The sequence below is a fragment of the Pedobacter sp. FW305-3-2-15-E-R2A2 genome (assembly GCF_038446955.1).
Lineage (GTDB): Bacteria > Bacteroidota > Bacteroidia > Sphingobacteriales > Sphingobacteriaceae > Pedobacter.
Map to the genome: position 1 here is coordinate 3,428,716 of NZ_CP151803.1, position 17,227 is coordinate 3,445,942.

Here is a 17,227-nt window from a genome sequence, read left to right on the forward strand (position 1 = left end):
TTTTATAGCTAATGCTGCACATTATAGGAATCATCATTTCCTTATTTCTTTCGACGCTTCTGTTTACTAAAAAAGGTAAATCTAAAGCCGACGGAATTCTGGCCATCTGGTTGTTCTTAATCGCTATTCACTTAATTTCCTACTACCTGCGGATCTCCGGAGATTTTTTTAAATTTCCTTATTTTCTTGGTCTGGAGATTCCCATGCCACTCTTTCATGGTCCTTTTCTGTATTTGTACACGGTATCGCTGACCGATACCAGGATCAGGAAATTACATTGGTTCTTTCATTTTATTCCGGTAATTCTGGGATATATGATCTTATCCCATTTTTTTCTTTTATCGTCAGCAGAGAAAATTCAGGTCTATCAAAATCAGGGAATTGGCTATACTACCCTGACCACAATCATACGGTTTGCCATCCTTTTGTCTGGTTTAAGCTATGTGGGGATGTGTTTGTTGCTATTACACCGGCATCGTAAAAATATACCTGAACGATTCTCTGCGCTGGAGAAGATTGATTTGAACTGGTTGACTTACCTGATCATTGGATTAGGTATCATTTGGTTGTCCGTACTCTTTGGAAATGATATTTCTACCTTCACATTAGTGGATATATTCATTCTGTTTATCGGATATTTTGGAGTGAAACAGGTGGGCATCTTTACCAATAAAGTGCTGCCCCAGACAGCAGAAGTGGTAGAAGCGCAGGATGATCCTGATAAAATAAAATACCAGAAATCCAGTCTGGGAGAAGCCGCTTTATTAGAGATACATGGACGCTTACAACAATTAATGAAGGAAGAAAAACTCTTCAAAGATCCTGAAATAAAATTGACTGAACTGGCCCAGCGACTAAACGTACATGCTCATGCTTTATCTCAGGTGATTAATACGATGGAGCATAGAAATTTTTACGATTACATCAACGACCAGCGGGTCGATGAGTTTAAAGCAATCGTTATTTTGCCGGAGAACCAAAGATATACTTTACTTTTTCTGGCCTTCGAAGTAGGCTTCAACTCCAAATCTTCCTTCAACAGGAACTTTAAAAAATCTACAGGACTGGCGCCAACTCTTTATCTGAAACAGCAGAAAATACACTTACAAGACCTTTAGCTAATTCACAAATGTGTATCACCTTATAGGGTGGAGCGCTTTGTAACGCAACGGAGGACATCTTTACAGGGATTTAATCAGGTATTGAAATGAGAAAAAAGATTTTATGGGTTTTATTCGCGGTTTTGTCCGTAGTTTTTGGATTGTATCCAGTCAAGTATTTTCTGATCACCAGAAAACCGGAGGTGATTGGAGCAAAGCCGGATTTCCTGATGGTGCATGTCCTCTGGGACTATGTATTTTATACCCATATCATTCTTGGCGGAATTGCCTTGTTGATTGGCTGGATCCAATTCCATTCAAAACATCGAAATCAACACCTGATGCTGCACCGGAAAATAGGGAAAGTGTACGTAGTATCGGTGTTATTAAGTGCGGTTTCAAGTCTTTATATCGCGATGTTTGTCGTGGGAGGCTTTTGGTCGGCTTTCGGCTTTATCTGTCTCGGAATCATCTGGTTTTATACGACACTCAGGGCTTACCTGAGCATCAGGAATAGAAATCTGGAACAACATCGGAGAATGATGATCTATAGCTATGCACTTTGCTTTGCAGCAGTCACGCTAAGATTGTGGTTACCGCTGCTGATAGTCGTCATTGGCGATTATACAACCGCTTATATGATAGTGGCCTGGTGGGCCTGGATTCCAAATTTGATCGTTGCTTTTTTCCTGGCAAGGCGGGTAAATTAAAACTGAGCAGGAGGAGCGCATTCAATTAGATGAAAAAGAGTATTTTGGCATCTTAAAGGAAATAAAATGAATACCCTTAACGATCCGATAGAGAAGCCTAACGTTTTAACTTATCTTTTCTTTACTTTCCTGAAAATCGGATGTGTTTCCTTTGGGGGCCACATGGCTTTAATCGCTGTGGTTGAGAAAGAAATGATAGAGAAAGATGGACGTATCAGTCGCGAGGAACTTTTAAATGCGGTAAGCATAGCCAGTTTATTGCCCAGACCTTTAGCAGTCAACGTGGTGGCCTATATCGGTTATCACCTGCAGCGTAAATCCGGACTTGCAGTGAGCATGCTGGGCGTATTACTACCGGCATGTATGCTAATGTATGTGCTTTCCTGGTGTTATTTCAACTATATCCATGTAAAAGGCCTATCGGGTATTATGGTCTATACCGTAGCCGCAGTAAGTGCCATTATACTGAGCACAGGCTTAAATATCTTCTTAAAGGAAGTAAAGGGCAACTATAGCAAATTGGCTTTATGCCTGCTTTCTATAGCGCTGCTTTCTTTTGTAAAAGGATATTTCATTATTCTGCTGTTGATGTTGATTGGAGGGCTAAGCGGGATCGCATTTAAGCTTGGACAGGGCAACTCAATGGCAGTTGATCCCGGTTTTAAATGGAAGAAATTAAATCTTGGTGCCAAAGCAGGCCTAACTGCACTTGCGCTTTTGTACCTGTCTTTTATCTCGGGTATTTACAAATTTGGAGACCAGATTCTGGTAAAGATCATTGCGGTGTTTTCCGGCGTTAGCTTATCTCTTTTTGGAGGAGGCTATGTCATGATCCCGATCATGCAATCTCTTTTTGTTACAGAATTAAAGTGGCTAAGCAATCAGGAATTTATAGACAGTATCGCCTTTAGTCAGCTTACTCCGGGACCGATCCTGGTGAGCGCCTTTTTTACAGGATATAAACTGGCAGGCATTGCCGGAGCATTATTGGCAACTACCGCCATCTTTTTACCGTCGGCTATTCTGATGATCATTGCTGCGAAGATATTCAAGGAAAATGTAGATTCTTTGCTGATGAAAAATGCATTGGCAGGTATCAAACCGGTGGTGGTTGGGATGATCCTCGTCTCGGCCATCAAGCTATTCCTTTCTGTGGCCTATACACCACTGAGCATTGTCTTATCTCTGGCTGCTTTTATATTAAGTTTCCGGTTTAAATTTAATCCGGTATACTTAATCCTGATGGCCTTGATGCTGGGAGTATTGCTTCATTTTCATACAAATTTTAAAACCATCTAAAACCATATGTTAAATAATGGAATACAAATCATAGGAACCCAAAGGTCGGGATCTAATCTGTTAAGGGTGATTCTGGATCAGTCTGCGGAGATTGCCTCACCGCATCCACCGCATATCCTCGTTACTTTTATGCCACTGTTGGATTCCTATGGAACCTTAGACGCCCTTGCTTACCGCAGGCTGGTAAAAGATGTGGTCGCTTATGTCCATGTCAATCCGGTACCCTGGGATGGAGTGGTTCTGGATGAAGAACAGCTTTTTGATCAGTCTGAGACTTACCATTTATTTACTTTAAACAGGTTGATTTATGAACAGGCAGCCATCGCTAAAAATGCAAGATACTGGTGTTGTAAAAGCATGTCCAATGTACATTATGCAACAGAGATGGAGGCTTTTGGACTTCGTCCGAAATATATTTTTCTGTATAGAGACGGCAGGGATGTAGCCTGTTCTTTTAAAAAAGCCATTGTGGGGGAGAAACACATTTATCACCTTGCACAGCAATGGAAGAAAGACCAGGAAGCTTGTATCCGCTTAAGGGAAATTTTGCCGGCTGATCGTTTCTTTTCGCTCAATTATGAAAGCCTGATTACCACACCTGAAGCAGAGATCCGCAAACTTTGTCTGTTTCTGGACATTGAATACCAGTCGGACATGTTACAGTTTCACGATTCCAAAACCTCAAAGCAGACTGCCGCAGCTGGCGAGATGTGGAGTAACCTGGAAAAGCCCATTATCAGTAACAATACCGGGAAGTTCTTAAAAGAATTTAAAGGAGACGATCTCAATATTTTTGAGCTCGTTGCCGGAGCAGTACTAACCGCACTCCATTATGAAAGGTTCGCTCCGCAAGCAGACCCCGGCCTAATTGCGGAGGATCGCCTGAACGAATATGACAGAGAAAATGGCATTTTAAAGCAGGAAGCGCTGGCCATGGCCAGAGCAAGTGACCTGGAAAACAGGGCGCCTCAATTAGAAATCCTCAAAGAAATAAAATCAAGAAAAGTATCATAGATTTGATCAAATGAATAAGATAAACATAGCACCAATATTAGATATCGCGGTCGAGGCAGGTCAGGGAATTTTGAAAGTTTACCATGATCCTGCACAGGATTTCCGGATTACTTCAAAAAAAGACAATTCTCCTTTAACCGCTGCAGATCAGGTTGCACATGAGATCATCATGAAAGGATTGACCAGCCTGCATCCGGACATTCCGGTATTGTCCGAAGAAGGAGCAGATATTCCTTATGAAATTAGAAAAGACTGGCCGGTTTACTGGTGCGTAGATCCCCTGGACGGAACAAAGGAGTTTATTAGCCGCAATGGAGAGTTTACCGTAAACATTGCTTTGATGGTCAATAATGAACCGGTGATGGGCGTGATCTATAGTCCGGTATTAAATGTGATTTATTATGGAAGTCTGGAGGAGGGGAGTTTTAAAATGATACCTGGAGCAGATCCAGAACGTATTTTTGTGAGCAAGGAAACCAGCAACTGGAAGGCGATAGGCAGTCGTTCCCATGCGGACCCGGAGGAAGAGGAAGTACTGAAGGAATTCCCGGTAACGGATAAGCTTTCTATCGGAAGTTCCCTGAAATTTTGCTTCATTGCCGAAGGTAAAGCGCATATTTATTATAGAAAAGGACCCACCATGGAATGGGATACTGCTGCCGGACAAGCCATCGCAGTCAGTGCCGGAGCCATCATGCTGAACAATTTAAAAGAGAAGTTCTGTTACAATAAACCTGCTCTTTTAAATCCAGGATTCTTTTGTTACCGCAGCTAGATCAATTGCAGATTGGTGATTCTTGAACTTACAGCAGCATATAAATGATCGCAGCATTGTTGCGCCGTCTGATCTTCAGTAAGTAATACGAGGTCTGCATTTTCTGGTTTTTCAAAAGCGGAGCTGACCCCTGTGAAATTCTTAATGGTGTTGTTCCCGGCCATTTTATAAAGCCCTTTTACATCCCTTTCCTGACAAACAGCGAGTGGACAATCTATAAAAACTTCAAAATACATTTCTCCCAGTATTTCCCTGGCTATTGCCCGGTGCGCATTTAAAGGAGTAATAAAGGAACAGATCACAACGACACCTTTAGCAGCCATAATTCTGGCAGTTTCAGCGGCTCTTCTGATGTTTTCTGCACGGTCTTCCATGCTGAAACCAAGGTTTTTATTTAAACCTTTCCTCAGTTCATCACCATCCAGCTGTATGGAAAAGATGTTTTCTGTTTGAAACTGGGCTTCCAGTAAATTTGAGATGGTGCTTTTTCCTGCTCCGGACAACCCGAGCATCCAGATGACCGTTCCTTTTGGTGTCGTTAATTTCATTAGCACTAATTTAGGTGTTTAATCCGGAATTGGGCTAAACTTCATCAGGTGAATTCGAATTTTCAGTTCTTCTGATGTCCTCCTGTTCCCGGGATGGCCGGCAGATGCTCAAAGAAGAAGATGGTGTGTTACTTATAGTGCTAATTGTCAATTTAATAGCAAAATAGATCTGCAGTAATACTACAGATCTATTTTAGTTAATACAGGCTATTTCCAGCCGCCTCCCAGCGCCTTGTATAAAGAAAGCTGGTTGAGCACCTGATGCTTCTTAGCCTGAACTTCGTTCATCTCCGCGTCTAAAACATCTCTTTGGCTCGTGATGATGTCCAGGTAAGTCACCCTTCCGGTTAAGAAAAGAATATTTGCTGCTTTAACAGCTGCATTTAAAGCCTTCACTTCATCAGAAATGTGAATTCTTTTTTGGTTAATGAATGCCTGTGATTTCAAAGCATCCTGTACTTCGTTGTAAGCCTTCAGGACGATCTTCTCATAGTTTTGGAAGGCAATACCATACGCCGCAACATAGCTTTCATACTCCGCCCGGATGCGATGCTGATTGAAAATTGGTCCTGTTAAACCACCAACCAAACCGTAAGCCAAAGCGGTTTGAGGCTGGAAGAGTTTGGTCAGGTCAAAGGATTGCAATCCGATCTGTGGTGCGAGTACAATAGCCGGTAAAAATGCAGCACTGGCGGCTTTACCTTCTTTCTGTGAGGCAATCAATTCCAGTCCTGCCTGCCGGATGTCTGGCCTCAGGGCGATCATTTGTAAAGGGGTTCCCTCATCTAAAGTTCTTATAGAAATGAATGGCTCAAGTCCTTTTTCTGTCAGTGGAATAGGGGCGTCAAATCTTCCGGTTAAGAAGTTTAAATGGTGTCGCATCAGGCTCTGCTGCTGCAAGACTTCCTGCTCTTTTGCCTTTGAATTGGCGAGAACTGCTTTAAACTGCTGAACACCCAATTCTGTTGCCATACCTGCTTCTTTTTGAACTTCGATCAGCTGAAGTCCTTTCTGTTGCAGGTCGATATTTCTGTTTAAGATTTTAAGCTCTTCATCCAGTGTCAGTAATTCAAAATAGGCCGTTGCAACGCTACTGACCAATTCCGTTTGAACCAGCTTTTGTCCTTCATAAGAAGCCAGGAATTTATTCAGTGCAGCCTGTTTCTTGTTTTTAAGCTTACCCCATAAATCCAGTTCCCAGGAAGTTCTGATACCCACAAAATAATCCGGAACAGGGTTCGGCAAGCGTTCATTGTCCTTCAGATTTCCGGAGAAATTAGTGTCATAATTTCCAATCCCATCAACCGTATAAAAACCGTACCTGCGTAAACCTGCCTCCACAGCAAGGTCTAAATTCGGCAGCATTGCGCCTTTACGCATGCGTAAATTAGCTTTGGCCATTTCAATATGATGCAAAGCCTGTTTCATATCCGTGTTGTTGGCCAGGGCGGTATCGATCAAGGAAATCAGGTGTTCGTCTTTAAAGAATTCCTTCCACTGAGTATTGGCAATGGTTACAGTGTCAGTCTTTTGTCCATAAGAGGAAGGTGCATTTCGGTGTTCATGTTTAGGAAGCTCTTTCTTCAGGTTACAACTGCTGATCAGCAGGATACCAGCAATCACTGCTGCCGCCTTTGTTGTGATATTTACCTTCTTTTTCATTAACGAAGAGAAGAGTACATAAAGACCAGGGATCACAATTACACCAACTATTGTTCCGATAATCATTCCACCTACAGCTGCTGTCCCGATAGAACGGTTACCCAATGCACCGGCACCGCTGGCAATCATTAAAGGAACAAGTCCGGCGGCAAAAGCAAAGGAGGTCATTAATATTGGACGTAAACGGGCTACGGAACCCTCAATTGCGGCTTGTAAAAAGCCCATACCTTCCTGTTGTTTGATAATTGCATATTCCACGATAAGGATGGCGTTCTTTCCAAGCAGACCAATGAGCATGACCAGTGCAACCTGTGCGTAAATGTTGTTTTCCAGGCCAAACATCCATAAGAACAGGAAGGCTCCGAAAATACCGGCAGGTAAAGAAAGCAATACCGGGAGTGGTAACAAAAAGCTTTCATACTGTGCAGCCAGGATCAGGTATACAAAAAGCAAACATAAGGCAAAGATATACAGTGCCTGATTTCCGGAGAGGATTTGCTCGCGTGTCATACCTGACCATTCGATTTCATAGCCTGCAGGTAGTTTCTTAGCCACTTTTTCAACGGCTTCAATCGCCTGTCCGCTACTGAAACCGGCGGTAGCTTCTCCATTGAGCATGGCGGAAGAAAACATGTTATAGCGTGTAATCTGCTCCGGACCATACACACGTTCCATGGTAATGAAAGTTGAAAAAGGAAAGATCTCTTCTTTATCATTTTTGATAAAAAGATTCAATACGTCCTCCGGTTTTTCCCGGTAATTTGGACCAGCCTGTACCATTACTTTATACATTTGTCCGTAACGGATAAAGTTAGTCGCGTAAAAACTCCCCATTAAAGTCTGAAGCGTGTTCATGGCATTTTCAACGCTGATTCCTTTTTTTGCAGCGAGGTCATGATCTACCTTGATGAGGTATTGCGGAAAGCTCACATCGAAGGTGGTAAAAACATTCCCAATCTCCGGTGTGGCTTTTAAATCTTCCATGAACTTTTTCATCACCTCTGAGGTCTTGTTGAGGTCGTCGGTCCCTGTTTTATCTAAGAGACGCAGTTCAAAGCCGGAAGAGTTACCAAAGCCAGGTACCGTTGGCGGAGGGAAAAACTCTATTTCCGCGTCCATGATATGTGCAGTCGCCTTTTTCAGGTTCCCGATCATTTCAGTTACGGATTCTTTTCTTTTGTCCCAGGCCACGAGATTGATCATTCCCATCCCGTAGGAAGCGCCCGAAACTTCGTTCACGATACTATATCCCGCGAGGGTGGAAACCGTTTCTACCGCTTTCATCTTGCGGCTAATCGCATCAATTTCATTGAGTACACTTTCCGTTCTGTCTACCGTTGCCCCGGGAGGTGTCGTTACATTCACATAGATCATTCCCTGATCTTCGGTTGGAATAAAGCCAGAGGGCAGGATACTGCTCATTCCCCAGGTGGTGACAAAAAAGACGATGAGCAAGCCGAAAGTGAGTATTCTTCTTCCCGCGATTCTTCCCAGCAGGTTTTTATACCCTCCGGCCATTTTGTTGTAGCCTTTATTGAAGACCGCAAAAAATCTGGCCATCCAGCCTTTTGCCTCCGGTTTATCATGCGGAGAGCGGAGAATGATGGCACATAGGGCAGGAGTGAGCGTCAAAGCGTTGATTCCGGAAATGATAATTGCCGATGCCAGTGTTAAAGAGAATTGTCTGTAGAAAATACCCACCGGACCAGAAAGGAAAGCTACAGGAATAAATACCGCCGACATCACCAGTGTGATGGCCACCACGGGTTTACCTACCTCTTTCATCGCAGCAATGGTCGCTTCCATAGGCTGCAGGTGTTCTTCTTCCATCTTGGCATAGACTGCTTCGACCACTACAATGGCGTTATCGACGACGATACCTATCGCGAGTACCAGGGCAAACAGGGTGAGCAGGTTAATGGAGAAACCCAGCATCTGCATAAAAAATAAGGCGCCGATCAGACATACCGGAACGGCCAATGCGGGAATTAACGTAGAGCGGAAGTCCTGTAAGAAGATGAACACGACTATAAAGACCAATACAAAGGCCTCCAATAGGGTAATCAATACACTGGAAATCGAAGCATCAAGGAAACGCGATACATCATAACCCATCGTGTATTTCATGCCCGGAGGAAAAGAGTTTTCCTGTAATGCCGCCATCTTCTCTTTCACATTTTTGATCACTTCCTGTGCATTTGAACCGGGAAGCTGTTTCATCATAATGGAAGCAGAAGGCCTGCCATCAGTTTTGGAAACCATCTCATAATCCAATGACCCAAACTCTACATCAGCAATGTCTTTGATCCGGATAATGGAACCGTCTGCATTTGCCCTGATTGGAATGTTCTTATACTCTTCTGCCTCAGAAAACTTGCCCGGATAACGCAATACATATTGCTGCATATTGATCGATTTATCAGATCCGATTCCCGTTTGTCCCGGCGCAGCCTCTACATTTTGTTTTCTTAAAGCGGCAATGACATCGTCACTGGAGATTTTATACGCGGCCAGGCGGTCGGGCTTCAGCCAAACACGCATCGCATAATCCCTCAAACCCATAATCTGGGCAAAACCAACCCCTTCAATACGCTTGAGTTCTTTCAGGATGTTAATGTCGGTGAAGTTGTAAATAAAGCGTTCATCTGCAGACTTGTCATCACTGTAGATGTTCAGGTACATGAGCATACTGTTTACCTCTTTCTCCGTGGTTACCCCAGCTTTAATGACCTCTTCAGGTAATTCGTCCAGTACGGTCGTTACCCGGTTCTGCACGTTTACAGCGGCAATATCCGGGTCTGTACCTACCTTAAAGAAAACCTGAATTAAGGTGGTTCCATTGTTGGTGGATACGGAACTCATATAGGTCATTCCCGCCACACCATTGATGGCTCTTTCTAAAGGGATCGCAACGGCATTCGTGCTTACTTCCGCATTGGCCCCGGTATAGTTTGCGGTGACCACCACAGAAGGAGGCACAATGTCCGGAAACTGGGTTACCGGCAGCGTAAATAAGGCCAGCAGCCCGAGGAGGGTAATAAAAAGCGATATGACCAGCGACAATACCGGTCGTTTTATGAATTGTTCAAACATAATTATATAGGATTTATGCAGGTATCCCGCATGGGCTTATCTGCAATAAATGCAAGTTGAATTGGGAAAATGTTTAGTTTTTAGCAATTGGGTTAGCGCCTTTTATGTTAAGGCCGATGGGTTTAATCTGAATTCCGTCACGCAGACTTTGGGTGCCTTCAAAGACAATTTTGTCTGATTTGCTTAGGCCAGCGCTGACAATGTAATAGTGTCCTACTCTTTGTCCGGCCTGGAAAGCAGTCATTTTAATCTTGTTATCGGCTCCCAGAACGTAAACATAAGTTCTGTCCTGAATCTCAAACACAGATTTCTGATGAACCGCAAGGATTTCTCCGGTTTCTATAGGAACACTGATTTTGCCGGAAGCACCGTGTTTTAATAAACCCTCAGGATTCGGGAAATTCGCTTTTAAAGAAAGAGAGCCCGTCTGACTGGCGAATTCACTTTCCGCAAATTTAGCCTGACCTGCAAAGGGATACACCGCACCATCCGCAAGGGTCAGTTTAACTTGTTTCTTAAAGCTGTTTTTCGCGTATCCTGCATCACTGGCAATGTTTAAATACTCTTTCTCCGTAATCGAGAAATAGACATTTACAGCGCTTAGGTCAGATACGGAGGTCAGGAGGGATCCTTCCTCCAATAGGCTGCCTGCTTTTAATGGCAATCGGTCAATGCGACCACTGAAAGGGGATTTGATCAAAGTATTGGACAACCTGGATTTCGCATAACGCAGGACGGACCTGGCTTCGGCGATACGTGATTCTGCGGCTTTAACTTTGGCTGCTGCAAGGTCGAGTTCTGTCTTGGAAACAATGTTGTTTTTTACCAGCAATTTCGTTCTCTGCTGCTCTAACTCAACCGTCTTTGCATCTGCTATTGCATTGTTTAACACCGCGTCTGCTTTACTGAGTTCCGCTTTATATTCTTCGTCGTTTATTCTAAACAAAACCTGTCCTTCCTTAACGGCGGAGCCTTCTTCTACATAGATTTTCTCCAGGAATCCGGATAAACGGGACCGGACTTCTACATTTTTTACCGCCTGTATATCGGCAATATATTCTTTGTAAATCGTGGTGTCTAAAACGTGGATCGCAGCAACAGGTACAGGTTTGGACTTGTCGGCGGTCGCAGGTTCTTTACTTTCAGAAGAGGTACAGCTGGCAAATGCAAGTGCAACAAAAAGAGGGGAATAAGCTAAGAAATTAACCTTCATGGCAATACTGATTTTTGTGGACGTATGGATTTACGCCCAGATGTATAAATGGTTTAATGAAATTCGATACAGAAACGAAATTGAAAGGATTAGTAAATGCTGAAGCACTCAGGAAACGCAGAAATTTAGCCGCACTTAATGGCGGGGCTTCTCCAAGAAATGCCTGAATAAGAAATTACTAATAAAAAGATTTACCCTAGAATGGTTTTAACCTGAAAAGGTGGGAGTAATAACTTGGTAAACAAACGCTTTTTGTTCTGTAAAGCGGGTGCTCAACAACAATTAGCTTTCCAATCTGTTTAAATAGAAAAAAGGAAAGGAAAACAATAATTGCAGGTAAGATATAAATGCCGGTATGGAAAAGACGGTAATTCTCGTTCGGAATTTTTATATCGTCTTCATAATTGTGCATTGGAATATCGAGTAAGTCATCAAGTACAAATTCCAGAACTGAGTCGCCCGCAAAAGTAGACTGCTTTTGATTTAAGGAGCTGTCTCCAGCTTCATAAGCAATAATGTTGAGGTACGCAAACAACGATAGAAAATGAAATAGTTTGATAAACATACGGTTTCAAAGATATAACAATAGGGTACCTGATTATTTGCAGATAATTGTCTTGACATTTTTATGATAAATGCAGTCCGTTCCCATCTTTAAGGAAACTATTTAATTTCCGTAGCTTAGAATCATAATCATGAAAAAAGAGATGCAGCCTATAAATAACAACCATCCCGATCTTCAGGCCATACTGGAAAATGAGCTTGTTAAGCTTGTTCCCCTGCAAGATCTTGATTTTGAACGACTTTATGCCGTCGCTTCTGATCCGCTGATCTGGGAGCAACACCCCAATAAAGACCGGTACAAAAGAGCAGTGTTTGAAAGTTTCTTTAAAGGAGCAATGGAATCGGGTGGTGCTTACCTGATTTTAGACAAGGATTCGGAAGAAGTAGTAGGCAGCAGCAGATATTATGATTTCGATGCGGAAAAGAAACATGTCTTTATTGGCTACACTTTTGTTGGCCGCAAATTCTGGGGTCAGGGATACAATCCTTCTGTTAAGAAGCTGATGATCGATTATGCTTTTCAATTCGTTGATCAGGTACTGTTCCATATCGGGTCACAAAATATCCGCTCACAGAAAGCCATCGCAAACCTGAATGCGGTTAAAATTGGGGAAGAGGAAATTGCCTATTATGGCGAAGCCTCTAAACTAAATTTCGTTTATCAGATCAGTAAAGCCGATTGGACTGGCATTTAGAACAGTAACTTATGAAAATTGACGATAAGGACACCACTAAAATATTTGATTTATTAGGTAGGATCAGCGATGCTGACCCTGAAGCAGGGAAAGAAGCCGAAAGCTTTGCCGATCAGTTCTATTTTTGGGAGCAGCAAGGTGCGAGCTCTCTTCTGATTTTCAAGGAATGTGAGGTTGATCAGGTTCAGAAGTGTTTTGCCGGTTACCCTGGAGGAGCTTCCAGTTTCTATGTCCCTGCTGGTTTTAAAATTAAAAGTGTCACACTGGATAAGGGAACTTATACTTTTATGGCTGAAGACGGAAAATCTGTTTCTGCGAATTTAGAAGAACTTGGCCGGATGTGGGACCTGATTCCTCTGGGAGGAGGTAGGGTAAATGAAAGCTATATAGATTGGACATTCTTAAACTGCAGCAGGAAAAAAGACACTGCAGACTATACACAACGTGGAATTGGAGAGTTTACTTTTGCCTATGGTACTTACACTTTTGACGAGTATCAATCTAAGGATCACAATTTTTCTATTATAGTTCATGTTGATGATGTCAACGACCTTCGTACCTGCCTTTCAGAGATTGATTTTGTTTTAAACCGGATCGCCGAATTCGATGAAAACTCCAGAAATGAGCTTGCGGTTAAATTGTCTGTCACCGCAGATGAACTGGAAATGATTAACCTTGATGCACTGGACTATTATAAACAAGGGGAATTTGACCTGACCTATTGTTTACCGGAAGATGCAGCGCTCGAGTATGTCAGGGTCTGTTATTCAAAAGATGGCCTGCCGGTTGAGGCCACCTTCGGTAATTTTTAAATGAGGATGTTAAGTAATCAGGGCCGTCATGACTACTTTGCGCAGGTATTTACTAATAGGAATCTGATACTTCTGAATGTGCAGCAGGTTGCCTTCAATGCGATCAATTTTGTCAATCCCTATCACATAAGATTTATGGGTTTGTATAAACTGTCTGGCTGGTAATTTTTCGAGTAATGATTTGATGGTGCTGTGGGTCACAATCCGCTTATCTTTAAGCTGAATGGCGACATAATTCTCCATTCCCTCGATAAACAAAATATCAGCAAAGACTATTTTCTCGAACTTCCCATTGGACTTTACAAATAAATAAGCAGTAGATTCATCGGGCCGGGCCTTTAATGCAAAATATTCCTTCGCTTTTGTTGCTGCTTTAAAAAATCGTTCGTAGGAGATGGGTTTTAGTAAATAATCCATCACTTCTAATTCGAAACCCTGTATGGCATATTGCGCATAAGCAGTGGTGAATATCACTTTAGGAGGGTTGCGGAGGGTTTTCAAAAATTCAATGCCCGTAAAAAGAGGCATTTGTATGTCCAGGAAAAGCAGGTCTACCGGTTCCTCTTCCAACAGACTGTTCAATTGTAAAGCATCTTCACAGCTTCCTTTAAGATCCAGGAAACTGATTTTTTCTATATAACCCTGTAAGCCTTTGCGCGCATAAGGTTCATCATCGGTAATGATACAACTGATTTTATCGTTCATATTCTAGTTTTAAGACCGCTTTAAATTGATTGTTTTCCTGCTGTAGTTTTAGGGAATGTCTGTCCGGATAAAGCAAGTCAAGGCGTCGTTGCAGGTTTTCCAGTCCGATGCCTCCTGTTTTAGCCCCGTGTTGCATCACCAGCGGTACGGAATTCTCCACGCTAAACACGATATAGTGATCTGATATCCTGGCATCGACCAGCATTTGATAATCACCGCCTATAAATTTGAATGCATTTTCAACCAATGGCAAAAATAACAGTGGATACACCAGTTGTGCATTCAGCTGCGGATCAAAAGCGATCTGTAACTGCAGTTTATCTGTGCTCCGGATCTTTTGCAATTCAATAAAGCGTTGAAGATAGTCGATTTCGAGCGCTATAGGCACCTGTTGTTGCTGGTCATAGAGCTGATACCTGAGTAGCTCTGAAAATTGCTCAATACTTCTCTTTGCACCAGGTAAATCTTCATCCATCTGAAAGTAAATGGTATTTAAAGCATTAAAAAGAAAATGTGGGTGATATTGAGCTTTAAGGAATTTGAGTTCCGTTTCTAAATGTTCATTCGTTATTTTCTCTAGTAGCACTTTATTGTCTACATACGCCTTTAACCAGCTTCTGCTACGCGCAATTCCATAATAAATCAGGGCATATAAAGTTGGAATCATGGTCAGGTCTGCGACGTCTACCCAGGACAGACCATCATCCGTAAATGCCGCCATTGGGATCAGGATCAGGTAGGCCAATAGCAGATTAACACCTACCAGTATCAGCAATTCTCTTACGATGCCCCGATAATTTAAATGGTGTGGCCAACGTTTGTCGTAAAACCGGAAGAGTGCTTCAAAAATGCCTATGCTTAGATAGCCCAGCAAGATGCTGCAAAGAATTTCGAAAATGTTTAAAACCAAGTCTCTTGTCCAAAATTGAGTATCAACAGCGAGGTCATGCAATAGCCTGATGGTGAAATAGATCAGAAGGCCATAAACTGCGGGGAAAATGTATTTTTTGAATAGCTTCATGTTATGCCGTTTCTTCTGTTTTCATTTTTGTTCCGTCAGCTTTTTTTATAGGTTTCATGCCGAATAAGAACCTGTTGAGTGCAAAAGGGCGGATCAGCAAATGATAAGTCAGTACGCTTATAAAAAATGTAAGGCCTAAAGTATAAATATATTTAGATAAAATGCTTTCATTACGGAGTTGCACGATATAATAAACCAGGATGACGATCACGGTCTGATGCAGGATGTAAAAAGGATAAGCTGATTCATTTAAATAGTTGAGGATTTTGTGTTTGGCGTTCAGGTAACGTTTCCCATATCCAATCAATGCGAATACCCATGCCCATGCAATGGTTGGTTTTAAGGCATAAAAAAGATAAGTAAAGAATTCATCCTGGAAATACCAACCGGCATACTTTGGTTCAATTTTATTCCATCTTAAATAGTTTAATAAGAGGAGTGCTAAAAATCCTACCGTTAAGGCAAAACGTCGGTTACGTTCCAGGCTATCCATCAATTTGGGTTGGAGGATACAGATAAACCCGGTCATTAGAAAGAGCAACCAGTAAACAAAATAAGCGGGATCGTTGATCAGGTCATTGGTTTCAGGAAACCTATGGGCCATTAGGGTATACCAGATGATTCCGGGAAGCATCAGCAGGTATATCCGTTTATTTTTAGTCAGTACTTCCATCTTTGTTTTAAATCCATTGCCTTTTGGAGAGATCAGCCAGGCAAATAAGGGCGCGAACATCAGGTCGTATAAAAACAGGTAGGCGATAAACCAAAGGTGATGCCAGCTGAAATTGCCTGTTGGATAGGGTATGAAGTCTAACACATGGGGATACCAATGCCAAAAACTACCTTGATAACCGGCAATCAGTCGTTCCATATAGATCTGAGGCGGAACGACAACAAACATCCCAAATATTAGAGGGATCAATAGTCGGCGGAAGCGTAAACCAATGAAGTTTAACGTAGATCTCCGTTGCATCATGTAAAAGCTTACCGTACCAGAGATGAAGAACAATAAGGGCATGCGAAAAAGATGGAGGAACATATTTGTTTCCATCAACAGATTGCTCGTTTCTGCATTTTTAATATGCCATCCATCTTCTGAAACATAAGGCATGGCCGAATGAAAAAATAATACACCTAATATGGATAATATCCTTAGCCAATCAAGATAGGTTTGTCGTTGTGTGGTTTCCATTTTCGTTCTTTTTACGCAAGAAAAGAACTTCATCTAAAATGGAACGCTTTTTTTTGACCACAGGTCAACTTTTCCTGATCAGTAGATTATTTATTGATCTGCAGTCTGTCTGATTTGCTAAAACATACTTGGTTTTGCTCTGTGCCTTCTTTTTGGAAAGAGAGGGATTCCTTGTTTTAAAAGATCCTGCTGTTAAATTTTTTAATAAATTAGCTAACTTGATGCCCTGGAAAGTAAAGACCTTCAAATGAGAATCAATATAGACGAAAATATAAATCTTGAACTGATTGCAGCCGGGCATGCTACAGGACTATATGCTGTTATTGAAGCAAACAGAGCCCGTTTTGCCGAATTTTTAGCTTGGGGTGACAATGCCAAATCCCTGGAGAATTTCAATAATTATATCAGGAACTGCGAATTACAATACCAACAGGGAAATGATATCAATTTTGTGATCTTGTTAGATGAAAAACCGGTAGGGAAAATGGGATTACACTATATCAATACTTATAATAAAAGTGCTGAAATTGGGTATTGGCTCGGTAAAAAGGACGAAGGCAAGGGCATCATTACAAAATCATGTAAAGGTTTGATCAGCTATGGTTTTAGGGAGTTGGGTTTAAACAGAATAGAGATTAAAGCAGCCGAAAGTAATGTCAGAAGCCTGGCCATCCCAGAGAAATTGAATTTCACAAAAGAAGGTATACTGAGACAGGCAGACCTGGTTAATGGTCAGTTTCTTGATCTGGTTTTATACTCCATGTTAAACGAAGAGTGGAAATCATAGCAATAATATTTTTACTGTCATTGCCGGTTTTGGGCTA

General features: G+C 42.1%; 15 protein-coding genes. 8 read left to right on the plus strand and 7 right to left on the minus strand.

All coding sequences use genetic code 11. From position 1 onward, the window contains the following. The first annotated feature begins 11 nt into the window (after positions 1-11). From AAFF35_RS13585 to cysQ, 5 genes are all read left to right on the plus strand, one after another. On the plus strand, positions 12-1,118 hold the full coding sequence (locus AAFF35_RS13585; RefSeq protein ID WP_342333058.1) for a helix-turn-helix domain-containing protein: 1,107 nt from the start codon (positions 12-14) through the stop codon (positions 1,116-1,118). An 89-nt stretch (positions 1,119-1,207) separates the two neighbouring features. Next, positions 1,208-1,810, plus strand: coding sequence for a DUF2306 domain-containing protein (locus tag AAFF35_RS13590; protein ID WP_342333059.1), 603 nt, complete (start codon positions 1,208-1,210; stop codon positions 1,808-1,810). Between the two features lie 66 nt (positions 1,811-1,876). Further along, positions 1,877-3,109 (plus strand): chromate efflux transporter, encoded by a 1,233-nt coding sequence (chrA, locus tag AAFF35_RS13595; protein ID WP_342333060.1) that lies wholly within the window; start codon positions 1,877-1,879, stop codon positions 3,107-3,109. A gap of 6 nt (positions 3,110-3,115) precedes the next feature. Continuing rightward, positions 3,116-4,123 (plus strand): sulfotransferase, encoded by a 1,008-nt coding sequence (locus AAFF35_RS13600; RefSeq protein ID WP_342333061.1) that lies wholly within the window; start codon positions 3,116-3,118, stop codon positions 4,121-4,123. Between the two features lie 10 nt (positions 4,124-4,133). After that, positions 4,134-4,898 carry a 3'(2'),5'-bisphosphate nucleotidase CysQ gene (cysQ, locus tag AAFF35_RS13605; protein WP_342333062.1) on the plus strand — a complete coding sequence of 255 codons (765 nt, stop codon included), beginning with the start codon at positions 4,134-4,136 and terminating at the stop codon, positions 4,896-4,898. On the opposite strand, the gene cysC is transcribed toward cysQ, so the two are convergent. The 4 genes from cysC to AAFF35_RS13625 form a co-directional block, all read right to left on the minus strand. After that, entirely contained in the window at positions 4,895-5,446 is a 552-nt protein-coding gene (gene cysC / locus AAFF35_RS13610; RefSeq protein WP_342333063.1) for an adenylyl-sulfate kinase, read from the minus strand. The two genes, cysQ and cysC, sit on opposite strands and share 4 nt — an antisense overlap. A 207-nt stretch (positions 5,447-5,653) precedes the next feature. After that, positions 5,654-10,201 carry an efflux RND transporter permease subunit gene (locus tag AAFF35_RS13615; protein WP_342333064.1) on the minus strand — a complete coding sequence of 1,516 codons (4,548 nt, stop codon included), beginning with the start codon at positions 10,199-10,201 and terminating at the stop codon, positions 5,654-5,656. Positions 10,202-10,274: 73 nt separating this feature from the next. Next, complete coding sequence (locus AAFF35_RS13620) at positions 10,275-11,414, minus strand: efflux RND transporter periplasmic adaptor subunit (protein ID WP_342333065.1); 1,140 nt, start codon at positions 11,412-11,414, stop codon at positions 10,275-10,277. Between the two features lie 196 nt (positions 11,415-11,610). Next, a complete protein-coding gene (locus AAFF35_RS13625; protein WP_342333066.1) occupies positions 11,611-11,979 on the minus strand; it encodes a hypothetical protein in 369 nt (122 codons plus the stop codon). A 130-nt stretch (positions 11,980-12,109) separates the two neighbouring features. On the opposite strand from AAFF35_RS13625, the gene AAFF35_RS13630 reads away from it, so the two are divergent. Both AAFF35_RS13630 and AAFF35_RS13635 read left to right on the plus strand, forming a co-directional pair. Further along, a complete protein-coding gene (locus AAFF35_RS13630) occupies positions 12,110-12,673 on the plus strand; it encodes a GNAT family N-acetyltransferase (protein ID WP_342333067.1) in 564 nt (187 codons plus the stop codon). An 11-nt stretch (positions 12,674-12,684) separates the two neighbouring features. Continuing rightward, positions 12,685-13,485 (plus strand): hypothetical protein, encoded by an 801-nt coding sequence (locus tag AAFF35_RS13635; RefSeq protein ID WP_342333068.1) that lies wholly within the window; start codon positions 12,685-12,687, stop codon positions 13,483-13,485. A 9-nt stretch (positions 13,486-13,494) separates the two neighbouring features. Here the strand turns inward: AAFF35_RS13635 and AAFF35_RS13640 are convergent, their stop codons facing one another. From AAFF35_RS13640 to AAFF35_RS13650, 3 genes are read right to left on the minus strand one after another with little or no spacing between them, the layout of a single operon-like run. Then, the gene (locus AAFF35_RS13640) at positions 13,495-14,190 is read right to left on the minus strand and encodes a LytTR family DNA-binding domain-containing protein (RefSeq protein WP_342333069.1); all 696 of its coding nucleotides are present in this window, start codon (positions 14,188-14,190) and stop codon (positions 13,495-13,497) included. Beyond that, entirely contained in the window at positions 14,180-15,211 is a 1,032-nt protein-coding gene (locus AAFF35_RS13645; RefSeq protein ID WP_342333070.1) for a histidine kinase, read from the minus strand. The genes AAFF35_RS13640 and AAFF35_RS13645 overlap by 11 nt, the downstream gene beginning before the upstream one ends. Before the next feature lies 1 nt (position 15,212). Continuing rightward, positions 15,213-16,403, minus strand: coding sequence for an acyltransferase family protein (locus AAFF35_RS13650; RefSeq protein ID WP_342333071.1), 1,191 nt, complete (start codon positions 16,401-16,403; stop codon positions 15,213-15,215). Between the two features lie 247 nt (positions 16,404-16,650). Between AAFF35_RS13650 and AAFF35_RS13655 the strand changes: the two genes are divergently transcribed. Continuing rightward, positions 16,651-17,190, plus strand: coding sequence for a GNAT family protein (locus AAFF35_RS13655; RefSeq protein ID WP_342333072.1), 540 nt, complete (start codon positions 16,651-16,653; stop codon positions 17,188-17,190). Positions 17,191-17,227: the final 37 nt, after the last annotated feature.